Below are 16282 nucleotides of genomic sequence, written 5' to 3' on the forward strand. Positions count from 1 at the left end.
AAGGACGCCATCGCGATTATTTAGCCTCTTGTGTGGAGAGAGGCTGCCTCAGTATATGGCAGATTTTCAATCGACCCCCGCGGGCTCACCATGGCCCCATGAATACACTCTCGGCGTTTTATCAGAATCTCGGCGTAGCCCTTTCGCTGTTGGTTATCGGCACCTTTGTGCTGGCCGGCATGATCAAGGGCGTGATCGGTCTCGGCCTGCCGACCGTTGCCATGGGGTTGCTCGGTCTGGCTATGGCGCCGACGCAGGCTGCGGTGCTGTTGATCATTCCGGCGACCTTGACCAACGTCTGGCAACTGGCATTCGGCGGGCATCTGTCGGGGCTGGTCAAACGGTTGTGGCCGATGCTGCTGGCGATTTTTATCGGCACCGGGGCAGGCACACTGTGGATCGGCATGAGCGGTGGCCATTGGGTGGTGCGGGGGTTGGGGGCGGCATTGTTGCTGTATGCGCTGAGCGGGTTGTTCCTGCCGACTGTGCACGTGGGGCGGCGCAATGAACGCTGGCTCGGTCCATTGTGTGGCGTGCTGACCGGCGTCATCACTTCGGCCACCGGCGTGTTCGTGATTCCGGCGGTGCCCTATCTGCAAGCGCTGGGCTTGAGCAAGGACGAGCTGGTGCAGGCGCTGGGCCTGTCGTTCACCGTCTCGACCCTGGCGCTGGCCGGTGGCTTGCTATGGCGTGGCGCGCTTGGCGGGGGCGAGTTGAGCGCATCGTTGCTGGCGCTGATCCCGGCGATGCTCGGCATGTGGCTAGGGCAATCGCTGCGCCAGCGGATCAGCGCCCTGTGGTTCAAGCGCGTGTTCTTCGTTGGCCTGGGTGTGCTCGGCGGCCATTTGCTGATCAGCGGCTAGCGGACGACGGGCTGATCATCTCGATGGCGCGGATCTCGAAGTCCCGTTCCAGGTATTCATCACGCTGCGCGAGGAACTGCTTCATGTGCGGCAGGTTCGAGTGCTCGTCGAGGTGGGCCCGGGATTGCCAGATCTCGTAGAAGATGAACAGGGTCGGGTCCTGTTGGTCGCGCAACATGTGGTATTCGATGCAACCGGGTTCGGCCCGGCTCGCTTGCACGTAGCCGCTGAAAAATGCTTCGAAGGCATCGGATTTTTCCGGTCGGGTCTTGGCGTGCAGGATGAAGCCCTGGATTTCACTCATCTACATCTCTCCTCAAATCAGAATTGGCGCCAGTCTAAGGCAACAATCACCTGTTGATTCGTGCTTGTAGGTCAAATGAATTTTGCCAAATCGACGCTTACTCCACGCGAGGTCGATCGGTACTCTGCCGCCATCCGATTCCCGACCTTCCCGAGACCTCTCATGAAAAAAGTCCTGTTGCTCAATGGCGGCAAAAAATTTGCGCACTCCGACGGCCGCTACAACACCACCCTGCATGAAACCGCGTTGAGCGTGCTGGATCGCGGTGGCATGGATGTCAAAACCACCTTCATCGACGAGGGTTACGACGTCGCCGAAGAAGTGGCCAAGTTCCTCTGGGCCGACGTGATCATCTACCAGATGCCCGGTTGGTGGATGGGCGCACCGTGGACCGTGAAAAAGTACATCGATGAAGTCTTCACCGAGGGCCATGGCAGCCTCTATGCCAGCGACGGTCGCACCCGTTCGGACGCATCGCAGAAGTACGGCAGCGGCGGTCTGATTCACGGCAAGCAGTACATGCTGTCGCTGACCTGGAACGCCCCGCAGCAAGCCTTCGACGACCCAAGCGATTTCTTCGAGGCCAAAGGCGTGGACGCGGTGTACTTCCCGTTCCACAAGGCCAACGAGTTCCTGGGCATGACCGGTTTGCCGACGTTCCTCTGCGTGGACGTGATGAAGCGTCCGAACATCGAAGGCGACGTGGAGCGCTATGAGCAGCATTTGGCTGAGGTGTTTGGTCTCAAGGCGTAACTGTCAGCTACTATCGAAAGCCTGAGTCTGTGTTCGGGCTTTTGTGGCGAGGGAGCTTGCTCCCGCTGGTGCGCGAAGCGGACCCAAAACCAGCCTGCTCGGTGGTTCAAGTTGTCTGCGTCAAACCATTTACGACGGCTTCGCCGCCGAGCGGGAGCAAGCTCCCTCGCCACAAGGGTTCTTCTCAGCTTGGAAGAACCGGCGCCGGACTATCGATAAGGGACACACGTGAAAGCCAGATCCGATGAATTGCAGGTTTTCGTCTGCGTGATTGAATGCGGGTCGATTTCCGCAGCGGCCGAGCAGGTGGGGCAAACGCCTTCGGCGGTCAGCCGTACGCTGTCGCGGCTGGAGGCCAAGCTCGACACCACCTTGATCAATCGCACCACGCGGCGCATGGACCTGACCGAAGAGGGCAAGTACTTCTTCGAGCACGCCAAGCGCATTCTCGATCAGATGGATGAGCTCGAAGAGCGCCTGTCCTCGCGCCAGCAAACGCCGTCCGGGCGGCTGCGGATCAATGCGGCGTCACCGTTCATGCTGCACGCCATCGTGCCCTACATCGATGAATTTCGCAGGCTCTATCCGGACATCCAGCTCGAGCTCAACAGCAATGATTTGATCATCGACCTGCTGGAGCAGAGCACCGACATCGCCATCCGCATCGGCACCCTGACCGACTCGACGCTGCATGCCCGCTCCCTGGGTTGCAGCCCGCTGCACATCGTCGCCAGCCCGGCCTACCTGGAAAAGTACGGCACACCGCAAGCCGTGGCTGACCTCGCCAACCATACGCTGCTGGGGTTCACCCAGAACGAAGGCCTCAACCAATGGCCGCTGCGTTATGTGCATGGCGACCGCTGGCCGATCCAGGCATCGATCAGCGCCTCCAGCGGCGAAACCATCCGCCATCTCGCACTGGACGGCCAGGGCATCGCCAGCCTGTCGCATTTCATGACCATCGAAGACATTCGTGCCGGACGCTTGAAAGTGTTGCTGGCCGAGTTCAACAGCGGTTATCGCCAGCCGATCAACGCGGTGTACTACCGCAACTCGCAACTGGCCCTGCGGATTCAATGCTTCCTGGACTTTATCCAGGGCAAGCTGGCCGATTATGCGAGCGCAGATTTCAAGGGCTGATTCGTGATTCCTGCGCAAAAGTGAATTGGGTCAGAGGGCATTTTTCGGCAGTGATCGCTCCTTGATACTCCTTGCATCACTTATCCACGCAGGGAGTTGCTCCATGAACGTATTCGTTACCGGTGCCGCCGGTTTTATCGGCGGTTCCATCGCCACGGGCCTGGTCCAGGCCGGCCACAACGTCACTGGTCTGGTGCGCAGCGCCGAACAAGCCGATGAACTGCGTGCACTGGGCATCACCCCGGTAATCGGTACGCTGGACGACTGCGCCCTGTTGGCCGATCAGGCGCTTGCTGCGGACGCTGTGATCAACGCCGCCAGCAGCGATCATCGTGGCGCGGTGGAAGCCTTGCTCGATGCCTTGCGCGGTGCTGGCAAAGTGTTCCTGCACACCAGCGGTTCGAGCATCGTCGGTGATGCCCCGGGCGGTAAATCCAGTGATGTCATCTACTTCGAAGACAACCTGCCGAAACCGACAGTCGACAAGGCGGCGCGCGTGGCCATCGACAACCTGATCCTGGCGGCGGCCATGGATGGCGTGAACTCGGCAGTGATCTGTAACACGCTGATCTACGGCCACAGCCTGGGCGTCCATCGTGACAGCGTGCAGCTACCGCGCCTACTCAAACAGGCGCGCAAAAGCGGTGTGGTACGCCATGTCGGCCCGGGCCAGAACATCTGGTCCAATGTGCACATCGAGGACGTGGTGGCGCTGTATCTGCTGGCGCTGACTGAAAACGTACCGGGCACCTTCTACTTCGTCGAAAGCGGTGAAGCGTCGTTCATCGACATGACCACCGCCATGGCGAAGGCGCTGAACCTGGGCGAGCCGCAGGACTGGGCGCTCAAGGATGCGGAAACCGAGTGGGGCTATGAAATGGCCAACTATGGTTTGGGCTCCAACAGTCGGGTGCGCGGCAGGCATGCGCGGGAATTGTTGGGTTGGGTGCCGAAGCGCACGTCGGTAGTGGAGTGGATTCGCGACGAGATGGTTTGAGTTCGCGATAGACCGCGTCATCGTTCATCGCGGGCAGGCTCACTCCTACATTTGATTGCATTCCTTCTGATGGAACGCGGTTAAATGTAGGCGTGAGCCTGCTCGCGATTGCGTTTCCACTGGCCCATCTGCTGGCCGCGCTGCCCCCGATTCCGTAACATCCGCACACTCTTTTTCGTCTCTCCCTGTGTGCGATCCCCCATGAAAGCAAAACGTCTACGCGCCGATGTCCTGGCCGGGCTTACCACGTCCTTCGCCCTGTTGCCCGAGTGCATCGCTTTCGCGCTGGTGGCTCATCTCAATCCGCTGATGGGGCTCTATGGCGCGTTCATCATCTGCACCCTGACCGCGCTGTTCGGCGGACGACCGGGCATGGTGTCCGGTGCGGCCGGCTCGATGGCCGTGGTGATCGTCGCGCTGGTGGTGCAACACGGCGTGCAGTATCTACTGGCCACGGTGTTGATGGGCGGGTTGATCATGATGGCGTTCGGGCTGCTCAAGCTCGGCAAACTGGTGCGCATGGTCCCGCACCCGGTGATGCTCGGCTTCGTCAACGGCCTGGCGATCATCATTGCCCTGGCGCAACTGGAACACTTCAAGAGCGGTGAAGCCTGGTTGAGCGGTACGCCGCTGTACATGATGATCGGGCTGGTTGCGGTAACCATGACGGTTGTCTACGTGCTGCCGCGCCTGACCCGCACGGTGCCGCCGGCGCTGGTGGCGATTCTCGGCGTGGGCCTGGCGGTGTATTCGCTGGGCCTGCCGACCCGCACCCTGGGCGACATGGCGCACATCGCCGGTGGTTTGCCGACGCTGGCGCTGCCGGACATTGCGTGGAACCTGGACACCCTGCGCATCATCGCGCCCTACGCGATCCTGATGGCTATGGTCGGCTTGCTGGAAACCCTGCTGACCCTGAATCTCACCGATGAAATCACCGAGAGCCGTGGCTATCCGGATCGCGAGTGCGTGGCGCTGGGGGCGGCGAACATCGTGTCCGGTGCGTTCGGCGGCATGGGCGGTTGCGCGATGATCGGCCAGACCGTGATCAACCTCAGTTCCGGCGGGCGCGGGCGTTTGTCCGGGGTGGTGGCCGGGGTGTCGATCCTGTTGTTCATCCTGTTTCTGTCGCCGCTGATCGAGCGCATTCCACTGGCCGCGCTGGTGGGGGTGATGTTCGTGGTGTCGCAACAGACCTTCGCCTGGGCCTCGTTGCGGGTGCTGAACAAGGTGCCGTTGAACGACGTGCTGGTGATCATCGCGGTGACCGTGATTACCGTGTTCACCGACCTGGCAATGGCAGTGCTCTGCGGCATCATCATTGCGGCGCTCAATTTCGCCTGGCAGCAGGCTCGGCAGTTGTACGCCGACAGTCATCTGGAGACTGACGGCAGCAAGCTGTACCGGGTGCATGGCACGCTGTTCTTCGCCTCGACCACACCCTTTCTCAATCAGTTCGATCCGGCCAATGACCCGGCGCAAGTGACACTTGATTGCCAGCACCTGAGTTTTGTCGACTACTCGGCCATCGCCGCGCTGGGCACCTTGCGCGAGCGCTACACCAAGGCTGGCAAGCACTTGCGGGTGCTGCATTTGTCCGAGCGTTGCAAGAAATTGCTCAAGCGCGCCCGGATGCAGCACGACTGAAATCAAACAGGCAGGCGCGATGAAAATCCGCCTGCCTTATTTTCATTATTTGCGACAACTCATACCTCTGCGCGACACCCCTTACCTCTGCACGAAAATTACTTTCACCTCGTTTGAAAATCACCTGCCGAAATGTTTTAAGAGTTTCACAAATATTTCGACGTGACCCTCTCGAGGAGTACCGCATGACCCTGTCCTTCGGCTATTGGCTGCTGGTGTATGCCGCTGTTGCCATCATCGCGCTGATCGTTCTGATCGCCCGTTACCGGCTCAACCCGTTCATTGTCATCACCCTGATTTCCATCGGCCTGGCGCTGGTGGCGGGCATGCCGCCGTCCGGTGTGGTGGGGGCGTACGAAGCGGGTGTCGGCAAGACCCTGGGGCATATCGCACTGGTGGTGGCGCTGGGCACCATGCTCGGCAAGATGATGGCCGAGTCCGGTGGCGCCGAGCAGGTGGCGCGGACCTTGATCGACCGTTTCGGCGAGAAGAACGCGCATTGGGCGATGGTGTGCATCGCGTTTCTGGTGGGGCTGCCGCTGTTCTTCGAAGTCGGTTTCGTCTTGCTGGTGCCGATTGCCTTTACCGTGGCGCGGCGCGTGGGCGTATCGATCCTGATGGTCGGCTTGCCGATGGTCGCCGGGCTTTCGGTGGTGCATGCGCTGGTGCCGCCGCACCCGGCGGCGATGCTGGCGGTGCAGGTGTATCAGGCGTCGGTGGGGCAGACCTTGATGTATGCGATCCTGATCGGCATTCCGACCGCGATCATCGCAGGTCCCCTGTACGCCAAATTCATTGTGCCGCGCATTCAGCTGCCGGCGGAAAACCCGCTGGAACGACAGTTTCTTGAGCGTGAACCGCGCGACAGCCTGCCGGGTTTCGGTATCACCATGGCGACCATCCTGTTGCCGGTGGTGCTGATGCTGATCGGCGGCTGGGCCAACCTGATTTCAACACCGGGCACAGGTTTCAACCAGTTCCTGCTGTTCATCGGCAACTCGGTGATCGCGCTGTTGCTGGCCACATTGTTGAGTTTCTGGACCCTCGGCCTGGCCCAGGGCTTCAACCGCGAATCGATCCTCAAGTTCACCAACGAATGCCTGGCGCCGACCGCGAGCATCACACTGCTGGTGGGCGCAGGTGGTGGCTTGAACCGGATTCTGGTGGACGCCGGCGTCACCGACCAGATCGTCGGCCTGGCCCACGAGTTTCATTTGTCGCCGCTGTTGATGGGCTGGCTGTTTGCCGCGTTGATGCGCATCGCCACCGGTTCTGCCACTGTGGCCATGACCACCGCTTCAGGCGTGGTAGCACCCGTTGCCATTGGTCTGGGTTATCCCCATCCGGAGCTGCTGGTGCTGGCGACTGGCGCCGGGTCGGTTATCTTTTCCCACGTTAACGACGGCGGTTTCTGGTTGATCAAGGAATACTTCAACATGACCGTTACCCAAACCTTCAAGACCTGGACCGTGCTCGAGACGTTGATCTCGGTCATTGCCTTCGGCCTTACCGTTGGCCTTTCTTACCTGATTTAGCCGGAGCCACTTGCATGGACATCCTCTACCAGATCCGCGCCCGTCAGGACTCCTTCAGCGCCGGTGAAGGACGCATCGCCCGCCTGATGCTCGACGACGTAGGATTTGCCGCCTCCGCCAGCCTCGATGAGCTGGCGCTGCGGGCGGAGGTCAGCAGCGCCACGCTGTCGCGCTTCGCCCGCACGGTCGGCTGTAAGGACCTGCGTGACCTGCGCCTGCAACTGGCCCAGGCCAGCGGCGTCGGCAGCCGGTTTCTCGACCCTGCGGGCACGCCCGAGCAGTCGGCGTTCTACGGGCAGATCGTGGGCGATATCGAGTCGACCTTGCGCCAGCACCTGGCCGCGTTCGATGAGTCGCGTTTCGCCGATGCGGTGAAACTGCTGGGCAAGGCGCGGATGATTCACGCTTTCGGCATGGGCGGCTGCTCGACCCTGTGCAGCGATGAACTGCAAGTGCGCCTAGTGCGCCTCGGCTATCCGATTGCGGTATGCCACGATGCGGTGATGATGCGCGTCACAGCCGCCAGCCTCAGCGCCGAACACGTGGTAATTGTCTGCTCGCTGACCGGGATCACCCCGGAGCTGATTGAAACGGTGGAACTGGCGCGCAACTACGGCGCACGCATTCTGGCCATCACCCGGGCCGATTCTCCGCTGGCGCAACTGGCCGACATCGTCCTGCCCCTGCAAAGCGCCGAAACCTCGTTCATCTACAAACCCACGGCAGCGCGCTACGGCATGCTGCTGGCCATCGACGTGCTCGCCACCGAGCTGGCCCTGGCCAATCCTGAAGACAATCAAGAACGTCTGCGGCGGATCAAACTCGCCCTCGACGAATACCGCGGCGGCGACGATCACTTGCCGCTGGGAGACTGACATGCAGTACGACACGCTGATTCGCAACGCCCTGATCATCGACGGCAGCAACAGCCCCGGTTACCCCGCCGACGTGGCCATTCTCAACGGGCGCATCGAGCGTATCGGCGACTTGCGCGATGCCCGTGCCAGCGAAGAAATCGACGCGCAGGGCCATGTGCTGGCGCCGGGTTTCATCGACGTGCACACCCATGACGACACTGTGGTGATCCGTCAGCCGCAGATGCTGCCCAAGCTCAGCCAGGGCGTGACCACGGTCATCGTCGGCAACTGCGGGATCAGCGCGTCACCAGTGAGTTTGCGCGGCGATCCGCCGGACCCGATGAACCTGTTGGGCACGGCCGCTGCGTTCGTTTATCCGACCTTCCGCGACTACCGTGCGGCGGTCGAAGCGGCGAACACCACGCTGAACGTCGCGGCATTGGTCGGCCATACGGCGTTGCGCAGCAATCATCTGGACGACCTGTTTCGCACCGCCACGGCGGAAGAAATCAGTGCGATGCGCGAGCAATTGCGCGAGAGCCTGGAGGCCGGCGCCTTGGGCCTGTCCACCGGCCTTGCCTATGCCAGTGCCTTCTCGGCATCCACCGATGAAGTGATGCAACTGACCGAAGAGTTGACCGCGTTCGGAGCGGTCTACACCACCCATTTGCGCAGCGAATTCGAACCGGTGCTGGAGGCCATGGACGAGGCGTTCCAGATCGGTCGCCATGCGCAAAGCCCGGTGATCATTTCCCACCTAAAATGCGCGGGCGCCGGTAACTGGGGGCGTAGTCCGCAACTGCTGGCATCCCTCGAAGAAGCGGCGAAAACCCACCCGGTCGGTTGCGATTGTTATCCGTATGCAGCGAGTTCTTCGACGCTGGATTTGAAGCAGGTGACCGATGCCCACCGCATCACCATCACCTGGTCGACCCCGCACCCGGAAATGGGCGGCCGCGACCTGATGGACATCGCCGCTGAATGGAATGTGCCGTTGCTGGAGGCCGCTCGCCAACTGCAACCGGCCGGTGCGGTGTACTACGGAATGGATGAGGCGGATGTCCGCAGAATCCTCGCGCACCCGCTGTCGATGGTCGGCTCCGACGGCTTGCCGGAAGACCCGTTCCCGCACCCACGCTTGTGGGGCGCATTCCCTCGGGTACTCGGACATTTCAGCCGTGATGTAGGACTGTTCCCGCTGCACACCGCCGTGCACAAAATGACCGGGCTGTCGGCGGCACGTTTCGGTTTGAAGGAGCGCGGTGAGATCCGCGAAGGCCATTGGGCCGACCTGGTGTTGTTCGATCCGGCAACCATCCGGGATGTCGCCGATTTCAACGATCCGCAGCAGGCGGCGCAAGGCATCGAGGGGGTATGGGTCAACGGTGTGTTGAGCTACCGCGATGGCCAGGCCAACGGGCGCAGGGAAGGGCGGTTCCTGGCCCGGGAAGGGGATTTGCGCACGGGTTTTCAGTGAGTTTCGAGGACTGCGTCACAGTGATGGCATTTTGAGACTAAAGATTGGCATTTCCGCGCCGAATTGCTGACATCAGGCCCGGCTACACCACGGGCTTTCACCGTCTGGGAGCAACTCGATGAGCTTCGGCAAAACCACTCCGATCCTGCGTATTTTCGACGAAGCCAAGGCAGTGGAGTTCTACGTCGACTTCCTCGGTTTCAAGATCGACTGGCAACATCGATTCGAAGCGAATTTCCCGCTGTACCTGCAAATCTCCCGTGGCGAATGCGTGCTGCACCTGTCCGAACACCATGGCGACAGCACACCGGGTTCTGCCCTGCGGATCGAGACGGATGAGCTAGAGAAGTTTCAGCAGCAACTGTTGGCCAAGGAATACAGGTTTTCCCATCCGCAGATTCAGGCCATGCCCTGGGGCAGCCAGGACATGACCATCGCCGACCCGTTCGGCAATCGCTTGGTGTTCACTAACGCGATCAGCCTCTGAGCCTTCAGCCCCTCAGGCTTAAGTCTTTACCCTTCGTTCGGCACCCGGTGGGTTTGGCGAAACTCACCCGGCGGCATCCCGCGCCGGCTTTTGAACGTGCGGTGAAACGAGCGGGGTTCGGTGAAACCCAGGTACTGGGCGATGTCCTGAATCGGCAGGGTGCTGTTGAGCAGGTAATGCTCGGCCAGTTCCTGGCGCAGGTCATCGAGGATCTGCTGGTACGACGTACCGGCCAGATGCAGCTGGCGTTGCAGCGTGCGCACTGACACCGCGAGATGCTCTGCCACCTGCTCCTTGCGTGGCAGACCTTCCTTGAGCAACTTTCGCAGGATGCTTTTGACCCGCTGTTCCAGCGACGCGTCCTCCAGTGTGGCCATCAATCCCTGGGCATGTTCTTCCAGCGTGCGCAGCAATTGCGCATCGGCCTGGCGCAATGGCAACTGCAAATACGGCAACGGGACAATCAGCGCCGAATAAGGCTGATTGAACAGTACCGGGCAGTCGAAGAACTGCTCGTACTCTGCCAGCGTCGTGTCGGCCGGACGGGCATGTTCCAGCCAGACGGCGGCCGGCGACATTTGCGTGTCGGCGATCCAGCGCGCGTATTGCAGCCAGGAACCGAGCACGTTTTCCACCAGGTGTCGGCGAATTCGCGGGCGCTGATGGCGGCATGTCCAGATCAGGTGCACCTCGCTGCCTTGCACCTCGGCGCGGCTGACGCCCATGTCTCCCACCAGCTTCTCGAACGGCATGATGCGGCTCATGGCGTCGCCCAGTGTCGCGCAGTTCATGGTGATGTAACCGAGCACGCTCCAGGAGTTGGGCAACACAAAACGCGCGGCGTTGAGACCGAACAACGCATCGCCCGAGTGTTCGCAGAAATAGTCGAGCAGCCGTTCATGGGCTTCACCCGGCAACCGTAGGCTGTTGTCACTCAACTGCTGTGCCTGCAACCCGGCAGCCGCCAACGCAGGCTCGATGGCCATGCCCAGTTGTTCGGCATGACGCAGGTATTTGAGCAGTGGCGGAACTGAAGTGAAGCCCAGGGATTGCATGATCGTATTCCTTTGATCAAGGCCCGCGTGCGCGGATGAATGCCTTGAAAGGTAATTTGAAACCACGACTAAAGTAAATGGCTGACGCCTGCGCGACGTTTGACTCAATTGGCTACTCGAACTGGCCGGATGCGACCGTGACACTTTCGGACGGCTGACTAGTATGGGGGCCTGAAATATCACTGATCAGAACCGCAAAAGGACACACGCATGCGACGCTGGAACGGCTGGGGAGATGCAACCACGGTGGTCGAACTGCCGGCCCAGGGCGCGAGTTTTCTCGCCCGGCGGGTGGGGGACGGCCGAGCGCTGCCCGACGCGACGCTTGAGACGGCTTTGGCCCGTGTGCCCCCGTCGCGGTTGCAGCAACACTATTTGTACAGCGTGGATGCCCATGATCGTTTGCTGCATGCGCGGGGCCAGAGCCTGCCGGACTGGCTGGCGTTGCGTGAAGGCGCGTTGGGGAATTATCCCGACGCCGTGGCCTATCCCGAGACCGCTGAGCAGATTCGCAAGTTACTGCTGCTCGCCCATGAACAGGACCTGTGCCTGATTCCTTATGGCGGCGGCACCTCGGTGGCTGGTCACATCAACCCGCCGAGTTCCGCGCGGCCGGTGGTGACGGTTTCCCTGGCCCGCATGAATCGCCTGCTGGACCTCGACGAAGAGAGCCTGCTGGCGACCTTCGGCCCCGGCACCAGTGGACCGCAAGTGGAAAGTCAGTTGCGCGCCCGTGGTTACACCCTGGGGCATTTCCCGCAGTCGTGGGAGCTGTCGACCCTGGGCGGTTGGGTCGCCAGCCGCTCCAGTGGCCAACAGTCGTTGCGTTATGGGCGGATCGAGCAACTGTTCGCCGGCGGGACCCTGGAAACCTTTGCCGGGCCTTTGGAAATTCCATCCTTTCCGGCCTCGGCGGCCGGGCCCGATCTGCGGGAAGTGGTGTTGGGCTGTGAGGGGCGTTTCGGGATCATTTCCGAGGTGAAGGTGCGGGTCAGCGCACTGCCTGCCGATGAACGTTTCTATGGGGTGTTTCTGCCCGATTGGCCCAAGGCGCTGCAAGCCATCCGCCAGTTGGCCCAGGCGCGCGTGCCGCTGTCGATGCTGCGCCTGTCCAACGCGGTGGAAACCGAAACGCAGCTGGCGTTGGCCGGTCACCCGCAGCAGATCGCCTGGCTGGAAAAGTATCTGGCCCTGCGCGGCGCCGGTGCGGGCAAATGCCTGCTGACGTTCGGCGTGACCGGCAATCGTCGGCAAAATGCGCTGTCTCTGCGTCAGGCCCGGCAGCACCTCAAGGCGTTCGGCGGGGTGTTTACCGGCACCTTGCTCGGCAAAAAGTGGGCGCAGAACCGTTTTCGTTTTCCCTACCTGCGCGAAAACCTGTGGAACGCCGGTTACGTGGTGGACACCCTGGAAACGGCCACTGACTGGAGCAACGTCGACAACCTGCTCACGCTGATCGAAAACAGCCTGCGCGACGCCCTGGCTGCCGAAGGCGAGCGGGTGCATGTCTTCACCCACCTTTCCCATGTCTACGGTGAAGGATCGAGCATCTACACCACCTATGTGTTTCGCCCGGCGGCGGACTACCCCGCCACCCTGGCGCGCTGGCAGGCACTCAAGCAGGCGGCCAGCCAGACCATCGTCGACAACCATGGCACCATCAGTCACCAGCATGGCGTGGGCAAGGATCACGCGCCGTACCTGCGGCGTGAGAAGGGCGCGCTGGCGATGGACACCCTGCAGGCACTGAGTCGGCATTTTGATCCGGCCGGGCGACTGAACCCTGGCACGCTGTTGCAGGAGTGACGGCCATGAGCCTGGACTGGAACGCGGCGTGGCGACAGCAGGTGCTGCCGACGCTGGCGGATGAAACCTGGGACCTGATCGTCATCGGCGGCGGCATCAGCGGTGCCGGTATCCTGCGCGAAGCCGCGCGCCGTGGCTGGCGCTGCCTGCTGCTGGAGCAGCGCGATTTCGCCTGGGGCACTTCCAGTCGCTCCTCGAAAATGGTCCATGGCGGCTTGCGTTACATCGCCAAGGGCCAGTGGCGCCTGACCCGCGACTCGGTGCGCGAACGCCAGCGCCTGCTTGACGAAGCGCCGGGGCTGGTGGAGCCGATGAGTTTCATGATGCCGCATTACCGTGGCGGTTTTCCCGGGCCACGGGTGCTGGGTGGTTTGCTGTCCATCTATGACGCCTTGGCCGGACGGCGCAGCCATCGCTTCCATGACGCGCAACAACTGCGTTATCTGGCGCCTGGGGTGAAGGAAGATGACCTGCTGGGCGGCACCTGTTTTGTCGATGCGCTGACGGATGATGCCCGTCTGGTGATGCGCGTATTGGGCGAGGCCCGTGCCGACGGCGCCGTGGTGCTCAACGGCGTGCGCGTGCAGCAATTGCTGCGTGAAGAGGGGCGCGTTTGTGGGGTTCAGGTCGAAGACTGCGAGGGCGGCGGATCACTGACATTGCGTTGCGGAGTGCTGGCCGTGGCCACCGGCGCGTGGGCCGAGCGCTTGCGCCTGCCCGACGCTCCTCGCCAGTTGCGCCCGTTGCGTGGCAGTCATCTGTTGTTGCCGGGCTGGCGCCTGCCAGTGGCGCAAGCCTTCACCTTCCTGCACGAGCGTGACCGTCGACCGGTGTTCGTTTTTCCTTGGGAGGGCGCCACGGTAGTCGGCACCACGGACCTCGATCATCACGGCGATCTGGACCAGAGCGCGAGCATCAGCGTTGATGAACTCGACTATCTGCTGGCGGCCTGCAGCCAACAGTTTCCCCAGGCCGAGGTGGTCGCTGCCGATGTGCTGTCGACCTGGTCGGGAGTACGCCCGGTGGTGGGCGGTGCGGCGGGTGAGCGACAAGACAAACCGTCGAATGAAACCCGTGAGCATGTGCTGTGGCAGGAGCCTGGTTGCGTGACCCTGGCCGGCGGTAAGCTGACCACCTTTCGCCCGCAGGCCATCGAAGTGCTCAAGGCCTGCGCGAGCATGCTCGACCGTCCATTCGTTGATGACGCCGCGCCGGTGTTTGCCGTCGTGCCGCCGCAGGCGATCCCTGGGCTCAGCGTCAGCCGGTGGCGACGCCTGGCCGGGCGGCATGGCCGTGACCTGCCGAGGCTGGCGCAACTGATCACCGAACTGGGCCACGACACCGTCGGCGGCACAGACACCTTGTGGGCGGAGCTGGCCGTTGCCTGCGATGGGGAAATGGTCCTGCACCTGGATGACCTACTGCTGCGCCGAACCCGTCTGGGCCTGTTGCTGCCGCGCGGTGGTGAGGATTATTTCGCTGCCATTCGCCAACTCTGCCAACCGCGACTGGGCTGGGACGATGAGCATTGGCAGCAGGAATTACAGCGTTATCGGGCGTTGTGGCAACGCCATCATGGTTTGCCGGATGCCGCGCATTGATGCCCATTGAAGAGAGCTCCATGGATAACCACCCGAACAAGCGTTACCTGTTGGCCATCGACAACGGCACCCAGAGCGTGCGCGCGCTGCTCTTCGACCTGCAGGGCAATCTGCTGGGCAAAGGCAAGGTCGAGTTGCAGGCCTATTACTCGACTCAACCTGGCTGGGCCGAGCAGGACCCGGAGTATTACTGGGCAAAACTGGGTGAGGCCTGCCAGCAGTTGTGGCAACAAACCGGCATCGATCGTTCACAGATTGCCGGTGTATCCCTGACCACCCAGCGCGGCACCGTGATCAATGTCGATGCCCATGGCAAGGCACTGCGCCCGGCGATCCTGTGGCTCGATCAACGCCAGGCCGAAGTCAAAGGCGGCATCAAGGGACCGTGGGGCTGGCTGTTCAAACTGGTCGGCGCGCAAGCCACGGTGGACCACTTTCGCGCCCAGGCCGAGGCCAACTGGATCGCCCGCCATCAGCCTGACGTCTGGGCGGCGACCGACAAATTTCTGCTGCTCTCGGGGTTTCTCACCCATCGCCTTTGCGGGCGCTTTGTCGATTCGGTGGGCTGTTGCGTCGGTTACCTGCCGTTCGACTTCAAACGCCTGAAATGGGCCGCCCCCACCGATTGGAAATGGCAGGCGCTGGCGGTGCGTCCAGAGCAACTGCCGAACCTTCACAAGCCCGGTGAAACCCTGGGCTACATCAGCGCCGAGGCCAGCCGCCACACCGGCATTCCCGAGGGGCTGCCGCTGATCGCCGCAGGTGCCGACAAGGCCTGCGAAGTCGTGGGCTCCGGCGTCGTCGACCCAGGCACCGTGTGCCTTTCCTACGGCACCACGGCGACGATCACCAGCACCCGCTCGCGCTACCTGGAAATCGTCCCGTTGATTCCGCCTTACCCGTCCGCGGTGCCGGATCAATTCAACTGCGAGGTGATGATTTATCGCGGCTACTGGATGGTCAGCTGGTTCAAGAACGAGTTCGGCCTGCGGGAAATGCAGCAGGCCAAAGCCCAGGGCGTGGAGCCCGAGCAACTCTTCGATGCGCTGGTCGACGCGGTGCCGCCGGGTTCCATGGGGTTGATGCTGCAACCCTACTGGTCGCCCGGCATCCGCGAGCCGGGTGTGGAAGCCAAGGGCGCGATGATCGGCTTCGGCGACGTGCATACCCGCGCGCACATTTACCGGGCGATCCTCGAAGGCCTGGCGTATGCCCTGCGTCAGGGCATGGAGAAGATCGAGAAACGTTCGAGGGTCTCCGTCACTCGCCTGCGCGTTGCCGGCGGAGGTTCGCAGAGTGATGCCGCGATGCAACTCACGGCGAACATTTTTGGCCTGCCGGCCGAGCGTCCGCATGTCTACGAAGCGTCCGGCCTGGGCGCGGCGATTTGCTGTGCGGTGGGCCTGGGGTTGCACGCGGATTTCCCCACGGCGATGGCTGCCATGACGCGGGTCGGTGCGGTATTCATGCCGCAACCCGAGGCGCAGCAGATCTATGAGCGACTGTACAAAGAGGTCTACCTGCGCATGTATCGACAGCTCAAGCCGTTGTACCAGAGCATCCGCAAAATTACCGGTTACCCCGCCTGAAATAACACCGTAGATCCCTGTAGGAGCGAGCCTGCTCGCGATGGCGGTGTGTCAGTCAAAGTAACTGTTGGCTGACACACCGCCATCGCGAGCAGGCTCACTCCTACAATGTCCGGTGGTGTTTTCACGCCACCTCATGTGGCGCTATCGGAGAACTTTTCTGGTGAGATT

The 16282-nt window shown here is 62.0% G+C and carries 14 protein-coding genes; 12 read left to right on the plus strand and 2 right to left on the minus strand.

Annotation, left to right across the window (positions count from 1 at the left end; genetic code table 11):
* The first annotated feature begins 98 nt into the window (after positions 1 to 98).
* Positions 99 to 863: a sulfite exporter TauE/SafE family protein gene (locus tag VC35_RS06555; RefSeq protein ID WP_046038619.1), complete on the plus strand. Its 765-nt coding sequence runs from the start codon at positions 99 to 101 to the stop codon at positions 861 to 863.
* Here VC35_RS06555 and VC35_RS06560 read toward each other — a convergent pair.
* Positions 853 to 1167: a putative quinol monooxygenase gene (locus VC35_RS06560; RefSeq protein WP_046038621.1), complete on the minus strand. Its 315-nt coding sequence runs from the start codon at positions 1165 to 1167 to the stop codon at positions 853 to 855. The genes VC35_RS06555 and VC35_RS06560 overlap by 11 nt on opposite strands.
* Before the next feature lie 162 nt (positions 1168 to 1329).
* Here VC35_RS06560 and mdaB point away from each other — a divergent pair, with 162 nt between their 5' ends.
* The 8 genes from mdaB to VC35_RS06600 all read left to right on the plus strand — a co-directional run bounded on the left by mdaB (position 1330) and on the right by VC35_RS06600 (position 10060).
* Entirely contained in the window at positions 1330 to 1920 is a 591-nt protein-coding gene (mdaB, locus tag VC35_RS06565; RefSeq protein WP_046038623.1) for an NADPH:quinone oxidoreductase MdaB, read from the plus strand.
* A gap of 228 nt (positions 1921 to 2148) precedes the next feature.
* Positions 2149 to 3060 (plus strand): LysR family transcriptional regulator, encoded by a 912-nt coding sequence (locus tag VC35_RS06570; protein ID WP_046038625.1) that lies wholly within the window; start codon positions 2149 to 2151, stop codon positions 3058 to 3060.
* A 103-nt stretch (positions 3061 to 3163) separates the two neighbouring features.
* A complete protein-coding gene (locus VC35_RS06575) occupies positions 3164 to 4057 on the plus strand; it encodes an NAD-dependent epimerase/dehydratase family protein (RefSeq protein WP_046038626.1) in 894 nt (297 codons plus the stop codon).
* A 201-nt stretch (positions 4058 to 4258) separates the two neighbouring features.
* Positions 4259 to 5704 (plus strand): SulP family inorganic anion transporter, encoded by a 1446-nt coding sequence (locus tag VC35_RS06580; protein WP_046038628.1) that lies wholly within the window; start codon positions 4259 to 4261, stop codon positions 5702 to 5704.
* Positions 5705 to 5889: 185 nt separating this feature from the next.
* A complete protein-coding gene (locus VC35_RS06585) occupies positions 5890 to 7239 on the plus strand; it encodes a GntP family permease (protein ID WP_046038629.1) in 1350 nt (449 codons plus the stop codon).
* Between the two features lie 14 nt (positions 7240 to 7253).
* Positions 7254 to 8114 (plus strand): MurR/RpiR family transcriptional regulator, encoded by an 861-nt coding sequence (locus tag VC35_RS06590; protein ID WP_046038631.1) that lies wholly within the window; start codon positions 7254 to 7256, stop codon positions 8112 to 8114.
* A gap of 1 nt (position 8115) precedes the next feature.
* Complete coding sequence (locus tag VC35_RS06595) at positions 8116 to 9573, plus strand: N-acyl-D-amino-acid deacylase family protein (RefSeq protein ID WP_046038633.1); 1458 nt, start codon at positions 8116 to 8118, stop codon at positions 9571 to 9573.
* A gap of 118 nt (positions 9574 to 9691) precedes the next feature.
* Positions 9692 to 10060 carry a glyoxalase superfamily protein gene (locus VC35_RS06600; protein ID WP_007994548.1) on the plus strand — a complete coding sequence of 123 codons (369 nt, stop codon included), beginning with the start codon at positions 9692 to 9694 and terminating at the stop codon, positions 10058 to 10060.
* A 26-nt stretch (positions 10061 to 10086) separates the two neighbouring features.
* On the opposite strand, the gene gliR is transcribed toward VC35_RS06600, so the two are convergent.
* Positions 10087 to 11115, minus strand: a complete 1029-nt coding sequence (gliR, locus tag VC35_RS06605) for an AraC family transcriptional regulator GliR (protein WP_046038637.1) — start codon at positions 11113 to 11115, stop codon at positions 10087 to 10089.
* Between the two features lie 210 nt (positions 11116 to 11325).
* Here gliR and VC35_RS06610 point away from each other — a divergent pair, with 210 nt between their 5' ends.
* Genes VC35_RS06610 through VC35_RS06620 form a run of 3 tightly spaced genes read left to right on the plus strand, consistent with a single transcriptional unit; the run spans position 11326 to position 16111 of the window.
* The gene (locus VC35_RS06610; RefSeq protein WP_046038639.1) at positions 11326 to 12921 is read left to right on the plus strand and encodes an FAD-binding oxidoreductase; all 1596 of its coding nucleotides are present in this window, start codon (positions 11326 to 11328) and stop codon (positions 12919 to 12921) included.
* Positions 12922 to 12926: 5 nt separating this feature from the next.
* On the plus strand, positions 12927 to 14522 hold the full coding sequence (locus tag VC35_RS06615) for a glycerol-3-phosphate dehydrogenase/oxidase (RefSeq protein WP_046038640.1): 1596 nt from the start codon (positions 12927 to 12929) through the stop codon (positions 14520 to 14522).
* 20 nt (positions 14523 to 14542) lie between these two features.
* Complete coding sequence (locus tag VC35_RS06620; protein WP_046038750.1) at positions 14543 to 16111, plus strand: FGGY-family carbohydrate kinase; 1569 nt, start codon at positions 14543 to 14545, stop codon at positions 16109 to 16111.
* Positions 16112 to 16282 lie beyond the last annotated feature (171 nt).

The sequence above is a fragment of the Pseudomonas fluorescens genome (genome assembly GCF_000967965.1).
Taxonomy (GTDB): Bacteria; Pseudomonadota; Gammaproteobacteria; order Pseudomonadales; family Pseudomonadaceae; genus Aquipseudomonas; species Aquipseudomonas grandcourensis.